22 protein-coding genes are annotated in these 19194 nt (G+C 72.4%); 9 read left to right on the top strand and 13 right to left on the bottom strand.

Translation table 11 applies throughout. The annotated features are described in order from the left end of the window. Window positions 1–127 precede the first annotated feature (127 nt). The 3 genes from LL648_RS24735 to LL648_RS24725 form a co-directional block, all read right to left on the bottom strand. Window positions 128–379: a WhiB family transcriptional regulator gene (locus LL648_RS24735; RefSeq protein ID WP_232665089.1), complete on the bottom strand. Its 252-nt coding sequence runs from the start codon at window positions 377–379 to the stop codon at window positions 128–130. 488 nt (window positions 380–867) lie between these two features. Further along, window positions 868–2043 (bottom strand): MFS transporter, encoded by a 1176-nt coding sequence (locus LL648_RS24730; protein WP_232665088.1) that lies wholly within the window; start codon window positions 2041–2043, stop codon window positions 868–870. Beyond that, window positions 2040–2747 (bottom strand): FadR/GntR family transcriptional regulator, encoded by a 708-nt coding sequence (locus LL648_RS24725; protein ID WP_232665087.1) that lies wholly within the window; start codon window positions 2745–2747, stop codon window positions 2040–2042. Before LL648_RS24725 ends, LL648_RS24730 begins: the two co-directional genes overlap by 4 nt. Window positions 2748–2844: 97 nt before the next feature. Here LL648_RS24725 and LL648_RS24720 point away from each other — a divergent pair, with 97 nt between their 5' ends. Beyond that, complete coding sequence (locus tag LL648_RS24720; RefSeq protein WP_232665086.1) at window positions 2845–3294, top strand: hypothetical protein; 450 nt, start codon at window positions 2845–2847, stop codon at window positions 3292–3294. Between the two features lie 46 nt (window positions 3295–3340). Here LL648_RS24720 and LL648_RS24715 read toward each other — a convergent pair whose 3' ends face one another. The 3 genes from LL648_RS24715 to LL648_RS24705 form a co-directional block, all read right to left on the bottom strand. Further along, entirely contained in the window at window positions 3341–3826 is a 486-nt protein-coding gene (locus LL648_RS24715; RefSeq protein WP_232665085.1) for a GNAT family N-acetyltransferase, read from the bottom strand. 188 nt (window positions 3827–4014) lie between these two features. Then, window positions 4015–4611, bottom strand: coding sequence for an acid phosphatase (locus LL648_RS24710; protein ID WP_232665084.1), 597 nt, complete (start codon window positions 4609–4611; stop codon window positions 4015–4017). Beyond that, entirely contained in the window at window positions 4608–5588 is a 981-nt protein-coding gene (locus LL648_RS24705; RefSeq protein WP_232665083.1) for a cation diffusion facilitator family transporter, read from the bottom strand. Before LL648_RS24705 ends, LL648_RS24710 begins: the two co-directional genes overlap by 4 nt. Before the next feature lie 20 nt (window positions 5589–5608). Between LL648_RS24705 and LL648_RS24700 the strand changes: the two genes are divergently transcribed. Beyond that, the gene (locus tag LL648_RS24700; RefSeq protein ID WP_232665082.1) at window positions 5609–5965 is read left to right on the top strand and encodes an ArsR/SmtB family transcription factor; all 357 of its coding nucleotides are present in this window, start codon (window positions 5609–5611) and stop codon (window positions 5963–5965) included. Here LL648_RS24700 and LL648_RS24695 read toward each other — a convergent pair. Together LL648_RS24695 and LL648_RS24690 are read right to left on the bottom strand one after the other, a co-directional pair. After that, window positions 5940–6563 carry a hypothetical protein gene (locus LL648_RS24695; protein WP_232665081.1) on the bottom strand — a complete coding sequence of 208 codons (624 nt, stop codon included), beginning with the start codon at window positions 6561–6563 and terminating at the stop codon, window positions 5940–5942. The two genes, LL648_RS24700 and LL648_RS24695, sit on opposite strands and share 26 nt — an antisense overlap. Beyond that, entirely contained in the window at window positions 6560–6922 is a 363-nt protein-coding gene (locus LL648_RS24690) for a DUF1330 domain-containing protein (protein WP_232665080.1), read from the bottom strand. The genes LL648_RS24695 and LL648_RS24690 overlap by 4 nt, the downstream gene beginning before the upstream one ends. Window positions 6923–6933: 11 nt before the next feature. Here LL648_RS24690 and LL648_RS24685 point away from each other — a divergent pair, with 11 nt between their 5' ends. Beyond that, on the top strand, window positions 6934–7812 hold the full coding sequence (locus LL648_RS24685; RefSeq protein ID WP_232665079.1) for an aminoglycoside phosphotransferase family protein: 879 nt from the start codon (window positions 6934–6936) through the stop codon (window positions 7810–7812). 27 nt (window positions 7813–7839) lie between these two features. Here the strand turns inward: LL648_RS24685 and LL648_RS24680 are convergent, their stop codons facing one another. Further along, complete coding sequence (locus LL648_RS24680) at window positions 7840–8433, bottom strand: class I SAM-dependent methyltransferase (RefSeq protein WP_232665078.1); 594 nt, start codon at window positions 8431–8433, stop codon at window positions 7840–7842. A 38-nt stretch (window positions 8434–8471) separates the two neighbouring features. After that, the gene (locus LL648_RS24675) at window positions 8472–8921 is read right to left on the bottom strand and encodes a hypothetical protein (protein ID WP_232665077.1); all 450 of its coding nucleotides are present in this window, start codon (window positions 8919–8921) and stop codon (window positions 8472–8474) included. Window positions 8922–9117: 196 nt separating this feature from the next. Here LL648_RS24675 and LL648_RS24670 point away from each other — a divergent pair, with 196 nt between their 5' ends. Continuing rightward, on the top strand, window positions 9118–9594 hold the full coding sequence (locus LL648_RS24670; RefSeq protein WP_232665076.1) for a DUF6882 domain-containing protein: 477 nt from the start codon (window positions 9118–9120) through the stop codon (window positions 9592–9594). A 91-nt stretch (window positions 9595–9685) separates the two neighbouring features. On the opposite strand, the gene sodN is transcribed toward LL648_RS24670, so the two are convergent. Then, entirely contained in the window at window positions 9686–10096 is a 411-nt protein-coding gene (gene sodN / locus LL648_RS24665; protein WP_255686349.1) for a superoxide dismutase, Ni, read from the bottom strand. A 16-nt stretch (window positions 10097–10112) separates the two neighbouring features. On the opposite strand from sodN, the gene LL648_RS24660 reads away from it, so the two are divergent. From LL648_RS24660 to LL648_RS24645, 4 genes are all read left to right on the top strand, one after another. Continuing rightward, window positions 10113–10487 carry a S26 family signal peptidase gene (locus LL648_RS24660; protein WP_374112101.1) on the top strand — a complete coding sequence of 125 codons (375 nt, stop codon included), beginning with the start codon at window positions 10113–10115 and terminating at the stop codon, window positions 10485–10487. A gap of 156 nt (window positions 10488–10643) precedes the next feature. After that, window positions 10644–11822, top strand: a complete 1179-nt coding sequence (locus LL648_RS24655) for an NAD(P)-dependent malic enzyme (protein ID WP_232665074.1) — start codon at window positions 10644–10646, stop codon at window positions 11820–11822. A 195-nt stretch (window positions 11823–12017) separates the two neighbouring features. Then, window positions 12018–14768, top strand: a complete 2751-nt coding sequence (locus LL648_RS24650; protein ID WP_232665073.1) for a putative bifunctional diguanylate cyclase/phosphodiesterase — start codon at window positions 12018–12020, stop codon at window positions 14766–14768. Window positions 14769–14930: 162 nt separating this feature from the next. Then, a complete protein-coding gene (locus LL648_RS24645) occupies window positions 14931–15428 on the top strand; it encodes a cysteine dioxygenase (protein WP_232665072.1) in 498 nt (165 codons plus the stop codon). Here LL648_RS24645 and LL648_RS24640 read toward each other — a convergent pair. Both LL648_RS24640 and LL648_RS24635 read right to left on the bottom strand, forming a co-directional pair. Further along, window positions 15401–16453, bottom strand: coding sequence for a LacI family DNA-binding transcriptional regulator (locus tag LL648_RS24640; protein ID WP_232665071.1), 1053 nt, complete (start codon window positions 16451–16453; stop codon window positions 15401–15403). The two genes, LL648_RS24645 and LL648_RS24640, sit on opposite strands and share 28 nt — an antisense overlap. A gap of 10 nt (window positions 16454–16463) precedes the next feature. Then, entirely contained in the window at window positions 16464–17951 is a 1488-nt protein-coding gene (locus tag LL648_RS24635) for an aromatic amino acid ammonia-lyase (RefSeq protein WP_232665070.1), read from the bottom strand. A gap of 142 nt (window positions 17952–18093) precedes the next feature. Here LL648_RS24635 and LL648_RS24630 point away from each other — a divergent pair, with 142 nt between their 5' ends. Next, window positions 18094–19191 (top strand): ABC transporter ATP-binding protein, encoded by a 1098-nt coding sequence (locus LL648_RS24630; protein ID WP_232665069.1) that lies wholly within the window; start codon window positions 18094–18096, stop codon window positions 19189–19191. Window positions 19192–19194 lie beyond the last annotated feature (3 nt).

The raw sequence follows: 19194 nt of genomic DNA, 5'->3' as shown, positions 1-19194 counted from the left end.
TGTGAGGCACGCCGGATCTTTGGTCCCCCACGGGAGCTGTCCTCGTGCCCCCGGTGGAACGACTGCGGGCCCGGAACCGGGTGGTGTCCGGTTTCGGGCCCGCAGTGGGGTTGTTCTGTAGGTGCGTTCAGGCGGTACGTGCGCGCGTACGCGCATTGCGGCGCTTCAGGGCGCGCCGCTCGTCCTCGCTCATGCCGCCCCAGACGCCTGCGTCCTGGCCGCTCTCGAGCGCCCACGTGAGGCACTCGGAGACCACGGGGCAGCGCCTGCAGACGGTCTTGGCCTCTGCGATCTGCAGCAGGGCCGGGCCGCTCGTCCCCACGGGGAAGAACAGCTCCGGGTCCTCGTCGCGGCAGATCGCGCGGTGACGCCAGTCCATGGTGCTCTGCTCCTCGTACTTGCGCGATCGGGGTCGCGCCGATCGTCTGTCACGGTGTTTCCGCGCTTGTGAAGGATTTCACGAGCGCGCTCGATCTTCAAGAGCCAAGGTCCACCCGGGTGAGCGTTCTCACCCACTCAACGCAACGACTGCCGACACGATCAGTTACTGCCCCGTGCCATAGCTGCGATGAGCGATCTTCCTTGACCTGCCCGCCGGACCACGGTTACCCGGTGCCCAGTTGGACCATGCGAGAAACATCCTCGCGATCGTTCGCTTTCGCCAGGGATTACCTTGGGCCACTGTTTGGCCAGGTGCGAGCCCTTATTGGTTCGACGGTCCGCGCGCATCGGTAAGTGGACGCCTGGCGTCACCCGTGCGGGTGATGGACGCCGCTCGTCTGCGACGAAGTGCCTGTCTGGCACGACGACCCGTAGCACGGCGAACACGGTGTGAAACCGCCGCCAAGAGCCTCATATTCCCGAAACCTACGTACCGGACGACGTGCGCGGACGCGTTTCGGGCAATCTCGTCGTGATCAGCAACGCCGCTGCGGCGGGCACCAGCAATGTCAGAATCGCCACTCCGAGACCGTGGTGGTCGGCGATCAGACCGAGCCCCGGAGCAACGAGCCCGCCTGCGGAAACGGCTAGGCCGAGCGTGACCCCCGATGCTGTTCCGACTCGACCCGGCAGGTAGTCGTGGCCGAGTGTGGTCTGCACGCTGAACGGCAGATAGGTGGCGACGCCGAGCGCAGCGACCGCAACGAACGCCCATGCGACGTTCGGCGCGAACACCAGCCCCACGATGCTCGGCACGGCGAGCGTGTAGCCGATGCGCAGGGTCGGCACCCGGCCGATCCGGTCGGCCATCCGCCCGCCGACGAGCGTGGCGGCCGCACCGGTGGCGAGCAGCACCGTCAGCGCGGCGGCGCCGACGGCCGGGTCGACGCCGAAGCGCGCCCTCATGTGCAGCGCGACGAGCGTGGTCAGCCCGAAGAACAGGACCGAACGGGCGACAACCGCGCCGGTGAGCCAGAGGAACGGTCGCCACCGGTCGGGTCCCTCGTCGAGCTTGCTGGTCGACGCCGCCGCCGCGGGCACCGGGCGGCGCTGGAGCACCAGCAGCACCGCCGCCGTCAGCACCGCGGGGATGGCGAGCAGCGGCGTGCCGCCCAGCCCGGTCGCGAGCAGCACGGCGGTCGTCGCCGCGGGCCCGACGGCGAACCCGATGTTGCCGCCGAGCGCGAACCAGCTCATGCCCGTCGCGGTGCCGCCGCCCGCGATGCGTGCGGCCCGCGCGGCCTCGGGGTGGTAGGCCGCGACGCCCAGCCCGGACAACGCGACCGCGAGCCAGGTGAGCAGGTAGCTGTCGCTCAGCCCGGCCGCGCCGATCCCCAGACCTGCGACGCCGAGCCCCACCGGGACCAGCCACCGCATCTCCCTGCGATCGGTGAGCCATCCGAACGCCGGCTGCACGACCGACGACAGGACGGTCGCGGCGAGCGTGATCCCGGCCGCCGCGGCGTAGGTGTACTGCCGCTCGACGACGAGCAGCGCGACGAGCGCGGGCACCGCACCCTGGTAGACGTCGTCGACGACGTGGCTGACGCTGAGCGTCGCCAACCGGCCGCGGCTGACGATCGTGCGTTCTCCGATGCTCATCGGTCCCCCTCTGGGCCTTCCGACCTGCGCAACTGGGCCAGCGTGACCTCGACGTTGTGCCGGGTGGCGAGCACCGCGGCGTCGGCGTCTCCCGCGCGGATCGCGTCGACCAGCTCGTGGTGGGCGTGTGTGGTGTCGGTGTGCTCGTCCGCCGTGCGGAGGTCGACGTCGCGGCTGAGGTCGAGCAGTGCCGCGCGCAGCGGTGTGACGAACGAGTCGAAGACGTCGGAGAGCACCGGGTTGTGCGCTGCCGCGATGACCGCGAGGTGCACCCGCAGGTCGGCGTCGACGAACTCCTCCGTGCTGCCGGCGGCTCCACGAGCCGTCATCGCGGCGTCCATCGCGGCGAGGTCGGCGTCGGTGCGGCGAGCGGCGGCCAGCCGGGCCGCCTCCATTTCCAGTGCGATGCGCACCTCGTACACGTCGGCGATCGCGGCCCTGCGCAGCCGCCGCTCCCATTCGGAGACGGCGGTACGCGACGCGACGAACGTGCCGGCGCCCTGGCGCGCTTCGAGCTGGCCGGAGGAGATGAGCGCTCGCATCGCCTCGCGCACCGTCGACCGTCCGACGCCCAGCTGGCGGCCCAGCTCGACCTCGCCGGGCACCCGCGAGCCGACCGGCCACTCGCCGTCGGCGAGCATCCGCTGCAGCTCCGCCGTCGTCTGCTCGACGAGCGAGAGTCGCTCGACCGGTCGTACAGCCACCAGTTCTCCTCAGATTGTCTGACAACCTGAGGAGGACGTTAGCCCGCCCGGCAGTGGATGCCAAGCTTCTTTTGCCGGGACGCATATCCTCGGGGTCATGCCAGCCGACGAACCCCGGCCCGCCGGTCCCGTGGACCCGGTGGACCCTGCCGGGCCGCCGCCGCAGGTCCGCATCGCCGGCGCGATCGTCGCGCTGGAGGGCATCGCGGCCGTCGTGTTCGCAATGGCGCTCGGTGCGCGAGCAGCCGCGGCCGACCTTCCCTTCGCCTTCGTCCTCGGCGAGGCCGGCTACTTCGCCGTGATCGGGCTGGCGCTGCTCGGCGTCGGGTACGGGCTGCTCAGCGGCCGGCGCTGGGCGAGGACGCCCGCGATCGTCACCCAGCTGCTCCTGCTGCCGGTGGTGTACTCCCTGATCGGCCCGTCGCAGCAGCTGCTGATCGGGATCTGCGCCGGCGTCGTCGTCGCCGGCACGTTCCTGCTCTTGATCAGCGAGCGGTCCCGGGAGTGGTCGATGGGGCTCGACCTACCCGACGCGCCGCAGCGCTGACCCAGCGCAGACCCCCAGCGCAGACCCCCAGCGCTGAGGGTCGGCGTCACGACCCCAGCGTGGTGAGGGCGTCGCCGTCGAGCCGGAACGTCGTCCACTCGTCCTGCGACACCGCGCCCAGCGAGCGGTAGAAGGCGATCGACGGTTCGTTCCAGTCGAGCACCGACCACTCCAGCCGCCCGTACCCGCGCTCGACGCAGATCGCGGCGAGCCTGGTGAGCAGGGCCTTGCCGAGACCGCCACCGCGGTGCTCCGGCAGGACGAAGAGGTCCTCCAGGTAGATGCCGTGTACACCGCGCCACGTGGAGAAGTTCAGGAACCACACCGAGCAGCCGACCACCGCGCCGTCGACCTCGGCGACGTGGCAGAACACCGCGGGCGACTCACCGAACACCGCCGCGTGCAGCTGCTCCTCGGTGATCAGGCACGACTCGGGCTCGCGCTCGTACTCGGCCAGCGCGTACACGAGCCGCACCACAGCGGCGACGTCGTCGGGTCGGGCATCGCGGATGGTCACGGTGGGAGTGCTCATACGGCGATACTCGCAAATTGCCTCAGGAGGGTCCTGAACCACTGGGGCCGTAGCGAGCGGCGTTCAGGTGGTGTCCTCGCAAGGCGCGCGGATGCGGCGATACCGCTGTTTGTATCGACGTGTTCGCGCAACGCCGCGAGGGCGCCGCCTGGGCGCTGCGCAGTAGGTCCCAGTGGTTCAGGGCGCTCCTAGGGCGCGAGTGCGCGCAGGTTGACGTGGTCGAGGCGGGCCACGCCGCGCTCGTCGCCGAGCACTGCCCACGACGGCGCCTCCATCGAGAACCGGACGCCCTCCGTCGCCGGGAGGCCGATCCAGCGTGCGATGAGGACGCGGCTGAAGTGGCCGTGCCCGACCAGCACGACGTCGCCGCGGGGCAGCGCGGCACGCGCGTCGGCGAGCACGGTGTCGGCCCGCTGCCCGACCTGCTCGGCGGTCTCCCCGCCGGGGGACGGGTGCGTCCACACCGTCCAGTCGGGGACGGTCTCGCGGATCTGCGGGGTTGTGAGTCCCTCGTACTCGCCGTAGTCCCATTCGGAGAGCCGCTCGTCGATCCCGTCGGCGTGCAGCCCGGCGAGTGCCGCCGTGTCGCGGGCCCGGCTGCGCGGGCTGGTCAGCACCAGCGCGGGCAGGGCGTCGCCGCGCAGCAGCCGGCCCAGCTCGCCCGCCGCGGCGGCCAGGCCGCGGCCGCGTTCGGTGAGCGGGACGTCGGTGCGGCCGGTGTGCTTCCCGGACAGCGACCATTCCGTCTCGCCGTGGCGCAACAGGAACACCCGTGTTGAAGTCACGCAGGCAGTGTTGCAGCCTTCGGGGTCGCGGGATGGGCGTGCACGGTGGCCGCGACCAGGCGCGGCACCGCGTGGGTGAGCTCGTGCTCGGCGGCGTGCGCCGTACGGTGCGCCTGCTCGACCGTGACCCCCGGCGGCACGGCCAGCTCGATCTCGGCGCGCAGCGTGTGCCCGACCCAACGCAGCCGCACCTCGTCGACCCCGACCACCCCGTCGACGCCGCGCAGCGCGGTGGTCGCCTGCTCGACGAGCTCGGGGTCGACCGCGTCCATCAGTCTGGCCAGCACGTGCTTCGCCGCGCTCCACGTGACGACGAGGATCGCGGCGGCGATCGCGAGCCCGACGGCCGGGTCGGCCCACCGCCACCCGAGCGCGGCCCCGCCCGCGGAGAGCACCACGGCGAGCGAGGTGAGCGCGTCGGTGCGGGCGTGCAGGCCGTCGGCGACGAGCGCGGCCGACCCGATCCGCCGGCCCGTCCTGATCCGGACCTGTGCCGCGATCTCGTTGCCCACCGCGCCGGCGAGCCCGGCGGCGCCGACCGCCCAGAGCGCCTGCACGTCGGAGGGCTCCGCGAACCGGCGGACCGACTCGTACACCGCGAACGCCGCCGAGGCGAGCACAACGGCGACGACCACGATCCCCGCGACGTCCTCGGCGCGGCCGTACCCGTAGGTGAACCGGGTGGTGGCCGGCCGGCGGGCCAGCAGGAACGCGATGCCGACGGGGACGGCGGTCAGCGCGTCGGCGACGTTGTGCAGGGTGTCGGAGAGCAGCGCGACCGAACCGGAGACGAGCACGACCGCGAACTGGGCGACCGCGGTGGTGCCGAGCACCGCGAGCGACACCCACAGCGCACGCATGCCGGAACGTGACGCCGCCAGCTCGGCGTCGACGCGATCAACCGTGTCGTGGCTGTGCGGGCGCAGCGCATGGAAGCGGCCGTGCCCGTGACCGTGCCCTTGCGGGGTGGACGCCATGACCGCGAATATACGTGCTCATGTACGCACGCGACGATGCTGCAACAGCAGACATGTGGCAACGGCTGCCTGGTGGCGATCACGTCGACGCCGCTGCCGAGTCGTTCCGGATGCTCGCCGACCCCACGCGGATCCGGCTGCTGTGGCTGCTCTGCGGCGCCGAGCTGGACGTCGGTGAGCTCGCGACGGCGGTCGGCGCCGCCCGTCCCGCCGTGTCGCAACATTTGGCGAAGCTGCGCATGACCGGCCTCGTCAGCACCCGGCGGGACGGCAGGCGCGCGCTCTACCGGGCGCGCGGCGGGCACGTCCGCCGGTTGCTCGCCGAGTCGGTCGAGGCGGCCGACCACCACCTCACCGGCCGGCCCGACCACCCGTGATGGCCAACCACGACGCGACGATCGCTTTCGCGTCGGGTCGGTTCGCCCAGTAGGCGTTGACGAGACGGTCGGCGTTCTCCTCCTCGAACTCGATGAGGTGCAGCTGGGCGCTCTCGGTGGCGTCGCCCGCCCACCGTTCGAGGAAGGGGGTGATGTCGTCGACGGCGGCGGCGATTCCGCACAGCACCGCGTCGACGGGGTACGTGGCCGGGTACGTGCTGAGCACGGCGTCCCAGAACCGCTCCAGCAGCGTGCCGACAGCCGCGCGTTGCTGGCCGGGCCACTCCGGCAGTCCGGCGTAGCGGAGCTTGCCGAGCACAACCTCGACATCGGTGTACCGGCACGCGCCGGTCACCACCAGCTCCAGGACGCGCGGCACGAAGTAGCGGAAGTCGTCCGCGGTGCCGACGGTGCTCACTGCGCTGAACGCGTACGGCCCCAGCTCGTCGTCGGTGAGCTCGCGCAGCGGCGCTTGAAGCAGCGGGAGGTAGCGCGTCGGGTCGCGCAGCGGCGACACCTCGAACCGTGCCGGCCGCGGGACCTGCGCGAATGCTGCGTAGACGGCGTCAACGGCGTCGACGATCGAGGTCGTCGTCAAGATCCGGGCTGCGGGCCGTCGTAGCCGTCGATCAGGAGGATGTCGGCCTCGGCGACGGGCCCGCGGATCGCCCTGGCCCGCTGGTAGGCATCCGAGCGGTAGCACTCCTGCGCCACCTCGTAGCTGGGGAACTCCAGCACGACGTTGCGGGCCCGTGCCGTGCCCTCGACGGCGTCGAACTCGCCGCCGCGCACGAGGAAGCGGCCGCCGTACTCGGCGAAGATCGGGCCGGCGGCTTCCGAGTAGCCCTTGTAGGTCTCCGGGTCGTGGACGTCGACGCGCGCGATCCAGTAGCCCTTCGCCATGGGCCCCTCCTCTTCGTCGGAAAACAGCGGGCCGCCATCCCGCGTGGATGACATGCTGCCTCCCGATGATGCACAGCGATGAGGTGCGTGTCGCGCCCGACGTCGCCGAGCTGCTGATCGCCGAGCAGTTCCCGCGGTGGGCCGGCCTGCCGGTGCGGCGCGTCGCCGCCGAGGGGACCGTCAATGCGATCTACCGGATCGGCGACGACCTGGTCGCGCGCTTCCCCCTCCGCGACGCGCAGCGGGCGCAGCTCGTGGCGGAGGCCGCAGCCCACCGCGAGTTCGCGCAGGTCAGCACCGTGGCGTCACCGGTGCCCGTCGGTCTGGGCGAGCCGGGGCACGGCTATCCGCTGCCGTGGTCCGTCCAGACCTGGGTGCCGGGCGCTCTCGCGGCCGACGAGGATCCGGGAGAGTCGACGGGGTTCGCCCGCGACCTCGCGGCGCTCATCCGGGCCCTGCGCGCAGCCGACACGCGTGGCCGCCGGTTCACCGGCTCGAACCGCGGCGGGGACCTGCGGGAACACGACCCGTGGGTGCAGACTTGTTTCCGCGAGTCGGAAGCGGTGCTCGACGTCGCGCCGCTGGCGGAGATGTGGGGCGAGCTCCGGGAGCTGCCGCGGCACGGGGCGGACGTGATGTCGCACGGCGACCTCATCCCCGGCAACGTGCTGGTCGACGCCGGACGGCTGGTCGGGGTGCTGGACGCCGGCGGGTACGGCCCTGCGGACCCCGCTCTCGACCTGGTCGCCGCGTGGCACCTGCTCGGCCGCGGTCCGCGCGCGGAACTGCGCCGGTTGCTCGCCTGCGACGACCTCGAATGGGAGCGGGGTCGGGCCTGGGCGTTCGCGCAGGCCATCGGCCTGGTCTGGTACTACGTCGAGTCCAACCCGCGGCTGAGCGAGATGGGCCGGCGGACGTTGGACCGGCTCGTGCACGAGCGATGACGGGAACCGGCCCGAGCTCCGCATGCTTCACCGCCGTCGGGCGACGAGGAGGTAGCGCTCGTCCGAGATCGGCCCGCCCCACAGCCGGGGGTCGGTGAGCGGGACGAGCGTCGTCTCCGCGTGATGCTCGCGCACGAGCCGGACGGTGGTGGCGGCGTCGAGGCCGGCGCCGGTCGACCACAAGCCTTCCACCATTACGAGACGCCCGTCCGGTCGCAGCAGATCGAGCCACCGGCCGATCGCGGCGCCCGGGGGATCGAGCGTCCAGAGCAGGTGCCGGACCACGACGGCATCGGCCGCGCCGGGTCGGATCGGCGGGGCTGCGGCGTCACCGACCACGAATCCGACCGGCACGTTCGCTGCGGCCGCCTTCCGGCGCGCGACACCGATCATGCGCGGCGCGATGTCGGCACCGATCACGTGGTGCCCGGCCTGCGCCAGCAGGACCGCCAGGCCGCCCGTCCCCGTGCCGAGGTCGACGACCCGCGACGCTGCCCGCAGGAGCGGGAGCAGCAGCTCGGCCCACGCTGATCGGACGTCCGGGTCGCGGAGCCCGTGATCGGGCTGGTGGTCGAACGTCTCGGCCTGCTCGTCCCAGTAGTTGGCCCGGGCATCCGTCATCGCGTACCGGTCCCGACCCAGGCGGGTTCAGTCCGGGTTCAGTCCAGTCCGCGCGCGTACCGCATCGCCTGGTGGACCTCCGCGAAGTCGATCTCCAAGCTCGGATCCGCCGCCTGGATCTCGCCGAGCTCCCACATGGAGTCCTCGATGGTGGGATGACGGGCCAGCCGGGCGAGTTCGCCGTGCACGTACTCGCTCACCGCGACGTTCGACGCCGCTGCGCGACGGCAAAGGACGTCCCACACGTCGGCGGGCAGCCGGTAGGAGTCGGCGAGCACCACCGCGTCCGGGTCGATCTCCGGTTCGCGGTGCGGGTGGTGCTCTTCCACGAACCGCACAACTCGGTCGACGGGGTCGGGCTCCCTCGCCAACGTGATCAACTCATGACGCACGTGCTCGGCGACCGACGACGCACCCGAACGGCGAGCTCGACGACCCATGAACTCGGCGGTCGCCGGCGGGAGATCCGCAACCAGAACGGAAACCATTCGGTGAGGGTAGGGCGTCGCACCGGGTCGGCGGCAACCGTCCGCGGCCCCTCGCGCGGTGACCGGTCCACGGGTTCGCCGGGTGGCGCGTACCCGATGTGCGGCGAGGCGCGAGAGCGCGGTCGAAGCCCTGTCACAGACCCGCCCCATGTCGCCGCTTCGGTACGTTCTGATCACCATGCCGTGAGGGGGAGCCATGGAAGAGCGCGCTGTGCACGACCACGACCTCTGGGAGGAGACCGTCGCCGCGGCTCGCAGCAGGGTCGGGCCGCGACAAGCAGCGATGGTGTCCGACCACGGGCTCAGCGGCGATGTGCAGTACTCCTGGTCGATGGACGACGCCAGCATGGTCTGGTCGCGTGATGGTCGGGAGTTCCTCCGCGGCCGGATCACGATGATCGGCAGCGTGGACCACATCCACCGGACGTGGCTGTGGTCCTGGGCCAACGACTCCCTCCCACCGGCGGTGCTCGGTGACATCGCCGACGTGCGCCGCTACGGCGAAGAGCACGCCTTCCCGCTGCTGGTGTGGCCGAACTTCGACTTCGAGCAGCAGGCCGTCACGCAGTCGAGGATCGTCGCGGCCGATGTGCTGGCAGCGGAGGGACTGTGGTTCCAGCCCGGCGACGAGATCGACCTGCACTTCGCGATCCACGACCTGCAGCCGGTCTGAGGGCCGTCGGACGAACGAGAAAGCGGCGCCGGCCGGCGGGAGCTGTTCCCGCTGGTCGGCGCCGCTGTCAGGGCCTGGGTCAGGGCCTGGGTCAGGCAGCCTGCTTGGTCTCCCAGAAGATCTTGTCGATCTGGGCGATCAGGTCCAGCAGCTCCTGGCCGGTCGCCGGGTCGTTCGAGCCCTTGGTGCCGCTCGCGCCGGCCGCCTTGGTGGCCTTGTTGAACAGCGCGTGCAGGTCGGGGTACTTCTCGAAGTGCGGAGGCTTGAAGTAGTCGGTCCACAGCACCCAGAGGTGGTGCTTGACCAGGTCGGAGCGCTGCTCCTTGATCTCGACCGCGCGGGCGCGGAAGGTCGGGTCGTCGTTGGACTGGTACTTCTCCTGGATCGCCTTGACCGACTCGGCCTCGATGCGCGCCTGAGCCGGGTCGTACACGCCGCAGGGGAGGTCGCAGTGTGCGGTGGCCTCCAGCCGCGGGCGGAGAATGCGGGACAGAATCCGCATGGTTCCTCCCTGGTGGGTGATCGTTCTGGCGTGGTCGACCCTACCCCCGGAGGTTCCGGGTGGCAGGCGAGAGGAGCGGGGTGTGCGCTGGCGGCGGGTGGGTGTGCGGGGGCCGTCGATGTCGCCTTCCCTCACCGACGGCGACGTGGTGCTGGTCCATTTCGGCAGCTCGCCCCGATCGGGTGATGTCGTTCTCGTCCGCTGGCCGCAGCGTCCCGAGCAACTCTCGGTGAAGCGCGCGGTCCGGCCGGACGGCGAGGGCTGGTGGGTCGAAGGGGACAACCCGCACGGCTCGACCGACTCCAGAACGCTCGGGCCCGCTGCAACAGAGGCCGTGGTGAAACTGCGACTCTGGCCGCATCCCGGACGCATCCGCCGTCCCACGGGTTAGGATCGCTCACGTACCCGACAGCCGAGTCCACGGCGACCCGCCCGCACATCCGCGGCGCGGACCGAGTGGTGGCAGTCCGGCACCGAACGAAGGGCGACACCACGGCCTCCGGTGCACGGCGCGTTCCCGAGCACCGCAAACGAGGAAGTGTGATCGATGACGATCGTCCCTGAAGAGACCCTGGAATCCAGCCCCACGCTGGACGAGGTGTTCGCTGCGCACCACGGCGGCAAGCTCGCCACCGGCCTGACGGCGTCGCTCGCCGACGCGCGCGACCTGGCCATCGCCTACACGCCGGGCGTCGCGGAGGTCAGCCGCGCCATCGCCGCCGACCGGTCCCTCGCCGCCACCTACACGTGGGCGGAGCGCCTGGTCGCCGTCGTCAGCGACGGCACCGCCGTGCTCGGCCTCGGCAACATCGGTCCGCGGGCCGCGCTGCCGGTCATGGAGGGCAAATCGGCGCTGTTCAAGACGTTCGGTGGGCTCGACTCGATCCCGATCGTCCTGGATACCACCGACATCGACGAGATCGTCGAGACGCTCGTGCGGCTGCGGCCCAGCTTCGGCGCGGTCAACCTGGAGGACGTCTCGGCCCCGCGGTGCTTCGAGCTGGAGCGCCGGCTCATCGAGGCGCTCGACTGCCCGGTCATGCACGACGACCAGCACGGCACGGCGATCGTGCTGCTGGCCGCCCTGCGCGGGGCGTGCGCGGTGCAGGGCCGGGGCCTCGCCGACCTGCGGATCGTGATCTCCGGCGCGGGCGCGGCCGGCGTCGCGTGCGCCCGGATCCTGCTCGCCGCGGGCGCGACGGACGTCGTCGTGCTCGATTCGCGCGGCATCATCGTGGCCGGTCGCAGCGGTGTGACGGGGGAGAAGGCGCTGCTGGCCGAGGTGACGAACCCGCGCGGGCTGCTCGGTGGCCCCGACGTCGCGCTCGCGGGCGCCGACGTGTTCGTCGGGCTGTCCTGCGCCCTGCTGCCGGAGGAGCTGCTGGCCGGCATGCGCCCCGACGCGATGGTCTTCGCGCTGTCGAACCCCGACCCCGAGGTGCACCCCGACGTCGCCGCGCGATACGCGTCCATCGTCGCGACCGGCCGAAGCGACTTCCCGAACCAGATCAACAACGTGCTGGCGTTCCCCGGTGTTTTTCGCGGAGCCCTGGACGCGGGCGCGCGCCGGATCACGGAGGAGATGAAGCTTGCCGCGGCCGATGCCATTTTCGCGGTCGCGAGCGACGATCTCGCCGCTGACCGGATCGTCCCGAGCCCGTTCGACCCGCGTGTCGCGCCCGCCGTGTCGGCAGCGGTGGAAAAGGCGGCAAAAGGGCGGTCCTGACTCGGAGTGACCTCCATTCGATGCCGGGCCAGCCCCTTTCCCGATCGAGCCCCTTGCGTCGTCACACAGCGTGCTGACCAGGGCGTTCACTCACTCGGGGCGGCGTAGGCCGATCGAGGGACTACCCCGGATCGTGTGGCGGGTGGCGTCGTTGGGCCCTGTGACGCACGCCTCCGCACCACCCCGGGAGAAGTCTTGAGAGAGCTCGGTCACCGTGTCGGCGAGGGCTCGATCGGGGAACCGGTGACGGAGCCCAACATCGCCACGTGTGTGCTTCCCGAGGCGGTTCAGCGAGCCGATCTGCGCCGCTCCCGGCAGGCCGAATCGGGCACCGGGGTGCACCCGGAGGCGGCCAGGTTCGCGGACCGGATCGCGAGGGCCGTCGCCGATCTGCCGACCGATCCGCAATTCGGTCCGGGTGGGGAGCCGCGGCCCACACCGCGCCCCTCACCGGTGCCGAAGGCGCTGCGCGACGCCGTGTTCGGTGACGGCCTGCTCGGCGAATCGCCGAGCGGTTCCCACCGGCACGGCATCGCGGCCGCCGTGCGGGCCGGCACCGTCACGCTCCCGAACGCCCCGGCCGTGCTGTACGACCGCACGGGGCGGATCGTTCGGGCCAACGACGCGCTGATCGCGATCGTCGGCCCGAACGTCGACCTGGTCGGGATGCGGCTGGCCCAGCTGGCCGTCGGGCCCGACACCGGCGCCCGGATGGTGCGCGCCGACGGGACGAACACGCGTGTGCGCGTCGTGCGGTGGGAGGTGCCCGGCGAGGACCTCACGGCCGCGGCCCTGATCGAGCTGGACGCCACGGTGCCCGAGCGCAACGACGTCGTCGACCGCACGTGGACCGCCGAGCTCGAGCGGCTGGCCAGGGTGGGGACGTGGAGCTACGAGCTGTCGACCGGCGCGCTGCAGCGCAGCGAGACGCTCGACGAGCTGTACCGCTCGGTGGGGTTCAACCCCGAGCTGGAAGGGGAAGGTCCCATCGAGGGCAAGCAGGTCACGATCCTGTGCGCGGAGCTGCGCGAGGGCCGGAAGAACGCCGAGCACCTCGCCGAGCTGCGGCTGCCCGGTGACAAGCTGCTGAGCTGCCGCGCCGAGGTGGAGACCGCGCCCGACGGCACGCCGGTGCGGCTGGTCGGCGTGGTCCGCGACCTCACCGCGCACCGGCACGCCGAGGGCCGGCTGCGCCAGGCCGGGCGCCGGTTCGTCGACCTGATGACGCTCGTGCCCGGCGGCGTGATGGTCTTCGACGCGGCCGGGCGCCTCGTCGACGCCAACCCGGCGATGTGCGCGATGCTCGGCACCACGCTGGAGGCGTTGCGCGGGCTGGCGGCGAGCGTCATCGCCGCCCCCGACGCGGTCGCGGTCACCGATCAGCTGCCCGGTGAGCCCGCGCTCCCCGAGTGGCTGCGGCCGGTGCCGCCCGGCGCGAAGTACGGGTACAAGGTCGGGGCCACGTCGCTGACCCGCGTCGACGGCTCGCAGGTGTGGTGCGATCTCGACGTCTCGACGACGGCGGCCGAGGCCGGCACCTGGTACTGGCTGGTCGCGTGCACGGATGTGTCGGAGCGAAACCGGGCGGCCGAGCTGCTGCGCAACGCGGGCACGGTCGACGAGCTGACCCGGCTGCCCAATCGCGCCGCGACCGTCGAGCAGGTCGACCGGCTGCTGGCCGGGCCTGGCCGCGACCGCGTCGCCGTCGTGTGCGGCGACCTCGACGACTTCCAGCGCGTCAACTCCTCGCTCGGGCACGACGCCGGCGACGACCTGCTGGTCGCGCTCGCGGCCCGGCTGCAGCGCGACCTGCCGGTCGGCTGCACCGCGGCCCGTCTCTCCGGTGACGAGTTCGTCGTGATCTGCGCCGACCACGCCGAGGTCGGCGGCCCCGACCAGCTCGCGCGGACCGTCGCGGAGCTGCTGCGCACGACCATCACGGTGCACGGGCGGCCGGTGCAGGTGACGGCGTCGGTCGGGCTGGCGACACCGGTGCCGACAGGCGAGGTGCGGGCCGCCGACCTGCTGCGGTTCGCCGAGGTCGCGATGCACGACGCCAAGCGCCGGCAGAGCCGCGGCGGGATCGGCATGGCCACCGACGGGATCGTGAACTCCGCGACGATGGCGCTGGAGCTGGAGGCCGAGCTGCGCGACGCGATCGCGAGCGGCGGGCTCGTGCTGGACTACCAGCCGGTCGTCGGGCCCGACGGCACCGTGCTCTCCGCGGAGGCGCTGGTGCGCTGGCCGCACCCGGAGCGCGGGCTGATCTCGCCGGCGGAGTTCCTGCCGGTCGCGCAGCGCAGCGGGCTGCTGCGTGAGCTCGACATGTGGGTGCTGCGGGCGGCGGCGCAGGAGGCAGCCGGATGGTCCGTCGCCAGGGCCGACGGGGCCGGGGCCGACGGGGACGGGGCCGGCCGGATCCCCGCCGTTGCGGTCAACCTCGCGGGGCTCCTGCCCGGCGACCCCGACTTCCTCGCGGCCGTCAGCGGCATCGTCGCCGACACCGGGCTGCCGTGGGACCGGCTCGTGCTCGAGCTGGTCGAGACGAGCCTCGTCGTGCTCCCGCAGAACGCGCTCTCGGCGATGGCGGAGCTGGTGGGGCGGGGCGTCCGGTTCGCCGTCGACGACTTCGGCACCGGCTACTCCTCGCTCGCCCGGTTGAAGGAGCTGCCGGCCCAGACGGTCAAGGTGGACCGCGCGTTCGTCACGGGCATCGCGGACGACCCCGCCGACTTCGCCGTCGCCCGTGCCGTCGTCGACATGGCGCGCGCGATGGGGCGCACGACGGTGGCGGAAGGGGTCGAGTCGGCCGAGCAGTTCCACGTGCTGCGCGGCATCGGGGTCGACGCCTACCAGGGCTGGCTGTTCTCCCGCCCGCTCGCGCCGAGCGCGCTGCGCGAGGTGCTCGCGGCGGGCAAGCTCGCCACCCCCGCCACCCGCCCGTAGCCGGAGGCGCGAGTCTCTCCAGTGGGGTAGCCGGCTTCTCCGGCGTTGCGGTTGTTGTGCTGCGCTGCTGCGAACCCTTGACGGCCGGGGCAGTGAAGCGCTTAACTGAAGCGCATCAGTGATGCGTTTCAGTGATTCGCTTCAGTAGCCCCGGAGACACCCATGACCGCGATCGCCGACCGGCCCGTCCGGCCCGCCGGGATGACCCGCGCCGAGCTTCAGCAACATGTCATGGACCTGGCCGCGCACCCCGAGAAGTGGCGGCACCTGGTCTCGTTCGAGTCGGACGGACGCCACTACGTCTCGCTGCACCGCGACGGCGTTCTGGACGTCTGGTTGCTCTGCTGGAAGGGCGCCGCGGACGACACGGGGTGGCACGACCACGACGCCTCGTCCGGTGCCGTCGTCGTCGTCGACGGGGTAGTGCGCCAGAGCACGCTGCGGCTCGCCGGCGAACCGCTGCTCGAGGACTTCGCCGAGAGCGAGTCGTTCACGTTCGGGCCCGACCACATCCACCGGATGGCCGGGGTCGCCGCGACGTCGGTAACGATCCACGCCTACTCGCCGCCGCTGACCAAGATGGGCCAGTACTCCTTCGGCGACGACGGCGTGCTGCGCCGCACGTCGGTCGACTACGAAGAGGAGCTGCGCCCCCGCTGAGCGCTCGTCCGGGTCGTGGTCCGGGTCGGGGCTCGGGCCGTCGAGCCGCGTTCGCGCAGCTCCGGCCGGAACACCTGGGTGCGTCGCCGCCCGCTCGACTCGATCGCCCGCACCAGCTGGGCGACGGCGGCATCGACGATCCCCGCGGCGTCCCAGTGGAACGTCGTGAGCGCCGGGACGACCAGCTCCGCCGTCTCGTGGTCGTCGTAGCCGAGCACGGAGAGGTCGGCGGGCACCGAGAGGCCGAGCCCGCTCGCCGCCAGGTAGCAGCCGTACGCCATCGAGTCGCTCAGGCAGAACATCGCGGTCGGTCGGTCGCCGACGGCGAGCACCTCGGCCGCCGCCTCCGCCGCACCGGCGACCGAAGCGGGCGAGCCGACCAGCACGACCTCCAGCCCCAACTCTTCGCCGTGCTGCTGGGCGAACACACCGGCCGGCCGGTCGGGTGTGCTCGGCAGCGACGGGGTGAGCACGCCGACCTTGCGGTGCCCGAGCCCGGCGAGGTGATCGAGGGCCATCCCGACGCCGTGGCGGTTGTCGAACAGCACGCAGCCCGCCTTCGGCGCGGCCGGCAGCGCGTCGCCGATCGTCACGACGGGGACGGCGGCGGACAGGTCGCCCCAGTAGTCGGCAGCCGGGTCGAGCGGTGAGACGAGCACGCCGTCGACCTGCTGGTCGCGCAACTGGCGGGCCAGCTGCCGCTCGCGCTCCGGCTCGCCGTTGGCGTCGGTGATGATCGCGTAGCGGTCGTTGGCGAGCAGCCCGCGCGAGAGCGCGACGGCGAGGCTCTGCTGCCAGAGGTCGCCCAGCGAGCCGCACAGCACCCCGACGGTCCCGGTGCGCCCGCTGGCGAGCGCACGCGCGATCGGGTTGACCTCGTAGCCGAGCTCCTTGGCCGCTGCGCGCACCCGCTCCTGCGTCTCGGCCGGCACCTGCAGCCCTCGCAGCGCGTAGGAAACAGCGGCGGGGGACAGCCCGGTGGCGGCCGCGACGTCCTTCAGGGTCGTCCGGCGACGGCGCTGCACTCGGGCGAGCCTACGGGTGTTCCGGCTCCTCCGCGTGACGACGCCCGTACTCGGCGACAAGTTCACCGGCCCGTTCGAGGTCGCCGGACAGCGACCGGTCGGTCGTGTCGATGTCGAGCACCTCGCGCGCGCGGGTGTACGCGGTGCCGAGCCCGAGGTCGCCGAAGAGGCCGCCGTCCATCCCGATCGCGCGCACCGCGGCGACCAGTTCGGTCGCCAGCACGACCCGCAGCGCCGGGACGGCGGTGGTGGCCAGCCGCGCCGCGTGCGTCGAGTAGCTGGCGTGGTCCTCGAGGCCGCGCGAGATCACCGCGCTGCCCAGCGTCGCCGGCAGCGTCGTGTGCCGCAGCTGCGCCACCCCGTCCTGCGCGACGTACTCCAGCGCCATCACGCCCGAGCTCCCGGGCGGGCCGTCGGCGAGGAACGCGGCGAGGCCGGTCGCGTCGGGGTCGACGAGGTCGCCGAGCCGGGCCGCCGACAGCTCCGCGACCGGGTACACGGCCGCGCGCGCGGAGTCGAGCGCGTGCGCGAGGTAGCCGGTGTGGAAGTTGGCGTTGTGCCACGCGTCGGACGTGCCGACGTCGAGCAGCGGGTTCTCGGCGCGCGCGTTGATCTCGACGTGCAGCACGTCGCCGAGCCGGGCGAGCGCGTCGACGGCCGTGCCGTGCACCTGCGGCACCGCGCGCAGGCTGAACGGGTCCTGCAGCCGCCGCCCCGCCCGCGACGTCGCGGCGAACCCGAGCAGGTCGCGCATCCGCCGCGCGACGATCACCTGGCCGGCGTGCGCCCGCGCGGCCTGCACCGGGGCGCCGTAGGCCTCTGCGGCGCCGCCGAGCGCGACGAACGACAGCGCCGCCACCACCTCGGCCGCCGAGAGCAGCACGGTCAGGTCGTGGTGCGCGAGCACCGCCTCACCGATGGTCGCGGCGTTGCTGCTGATCAGCGCGAGCGCGTCGGCCCTGGTCAGCTCGACGGTCGGGGCGTTGCCGCGCAGCCACGGCAGCTCGCCGCCCAGCGTGAGGCCGAGCTCGGCGAGCGCGCACAGGTCGCCGGTGCCGATCGAGCCGAACTGGTGCACGGCCGGCACCGCGCCGGCCTCCAATGCGGACGCGAGCACGCCCAGCACGCCGGGAGCCACCCCGGAGCCGCCGGCCGCCAGCTGGTTGAGCCGCACGAGCATCAGCGCTCGCGCGCGCTCGACCGGCTCCATCGGCCCGGTGCCGCTCGCGTGGCTGCGCAGCAGGCGCAGCGCGTGCCCCCGCCCGTCCTCCTCGACGATCTCGATGCGGTTCGCCCCGACCCCGGTCGTGCGGCCGTAGAGCGGGCGCACCTCGACGATCCGCGCCGCCAATGCGTTCGCTTCTTCGGCTCTGCGCAGCGCTTTCGCATCAAGCGTGACACCCGTTTCGCCACGGGCAACGGAAACCACATCGGCGCAGGTCAGGCTCGATCCGTCGACCACGACCGCGGGCGGCGCCGCAGCACGATCCACATCCATTTGCCGGGTATAGCGCACGGGCCCCGCAGAGGGAACGCGGTCGCGGAAACATCACGGATGTCGCGAGTGTCGGTGGTTGGGGATAGCCTTCTGCGACGCGACGACCGGCAAGGGGTCGTCGGTGAACACGGAGGTCCCTCGGGTGATCGAGTTCCGGGGCGTGACCAAGCGCTTCCCCGACGGCACAGTCGCAGTCGACAACCTCGACCTCAAGGTCGACGCAGGGAAGATCACGGTTTTCGTCGGCCCGTCCGGCTGCGGGAAGACGACCTCGCTCCGCATGATCAACCGGATGATCGAGCCGAGCGACGGGCAGATCCTGGTCAACGGCAACGACATCATGCAGTCCGATGCCGCCGACCTGCGCCGCGGCATCGGCTACGTCATCCAGCACGCCGGGCTGTTCCCGCACCGCACGATCGTCGACAACATCGCGACGGTCCCGCTGCTGCTCGGCTGGAACAAGATCAAGGCCCGCAAGCGGGCCACCGAGCTGATGGAGATCGTCGGGCTCGCTCCGGAGATGGCGCAGCGCTACCCGTCGCAGCTGTCCGGCGGCCAGCAGCAGCGCGTCGGCGTCGCCCGCGCGCTCGCGGCCGACCCCCCGGTGCTGCTGATGGACGAGCCGTTCAGCGCCGTCGACCCGGTCGTGCGCGAGAGCCTGCAGGACGAGCTGCTGCGGCTGCAGTCGGAGCTGGGCAAGACGATCGTGTTCGTCACCCACGACATCGACGAGGCCGTCAAGCTCGGCGACAAGGTCGCCGTGCTGCGCGTCGGCGGCAAGCTCGCGCAGTACGACGAGCCGGGTGTGCTGCTCGCGCGCCCGGTCGACGACTTCGTCGACAACTTCGTGGGCCGCGACCGCGGCTACCGCGGCCTCGGGTTCCTCTCTTCCGACGAGATCCCGCTCGGCGAGCTGAAAACCGTCACCATCGGCGAGGCTGCGCCGGCCGGCGAGGAGTGGGTGCTCGTCGTCGACGGCGAACGCCGCCCGCAGGGCTGGCTCGGCGCCGAGCAGCGCGAGGGCCTGGAGACGGTCAGCGCCGATCGTCTCGTTCCCGGCGGCTCGCTCTACGAGATCGGCTCCGGCTCGCTGCGCAGCGCGCTCGACGCCGCGCTCTCCTCACCGTCCGGCCAGGGTGTTGCCGTCGACGCCCAGGGTGCGGTCGCCGGCGCCATCAGCGCCGACGACGTGCTGCGCGCGCTCGACGCCACCCGCCGCGACGAGCAGCCGAGCTGAGGG

The organism is Pseudonocardia sp. TRM90224, from assembly GCF_021245725.1.
Lineage (GTDB): Bacteria > Actinomycetota > Actinomycetes > Mycobacteriales > Pseudonocardiaceae > Pseudonocardia.
The sequence above is the reverse complement of the archived record's forward strand: the minus strand, read 5'-3'. Positions and strand labels throughout refer to the sequence as shown.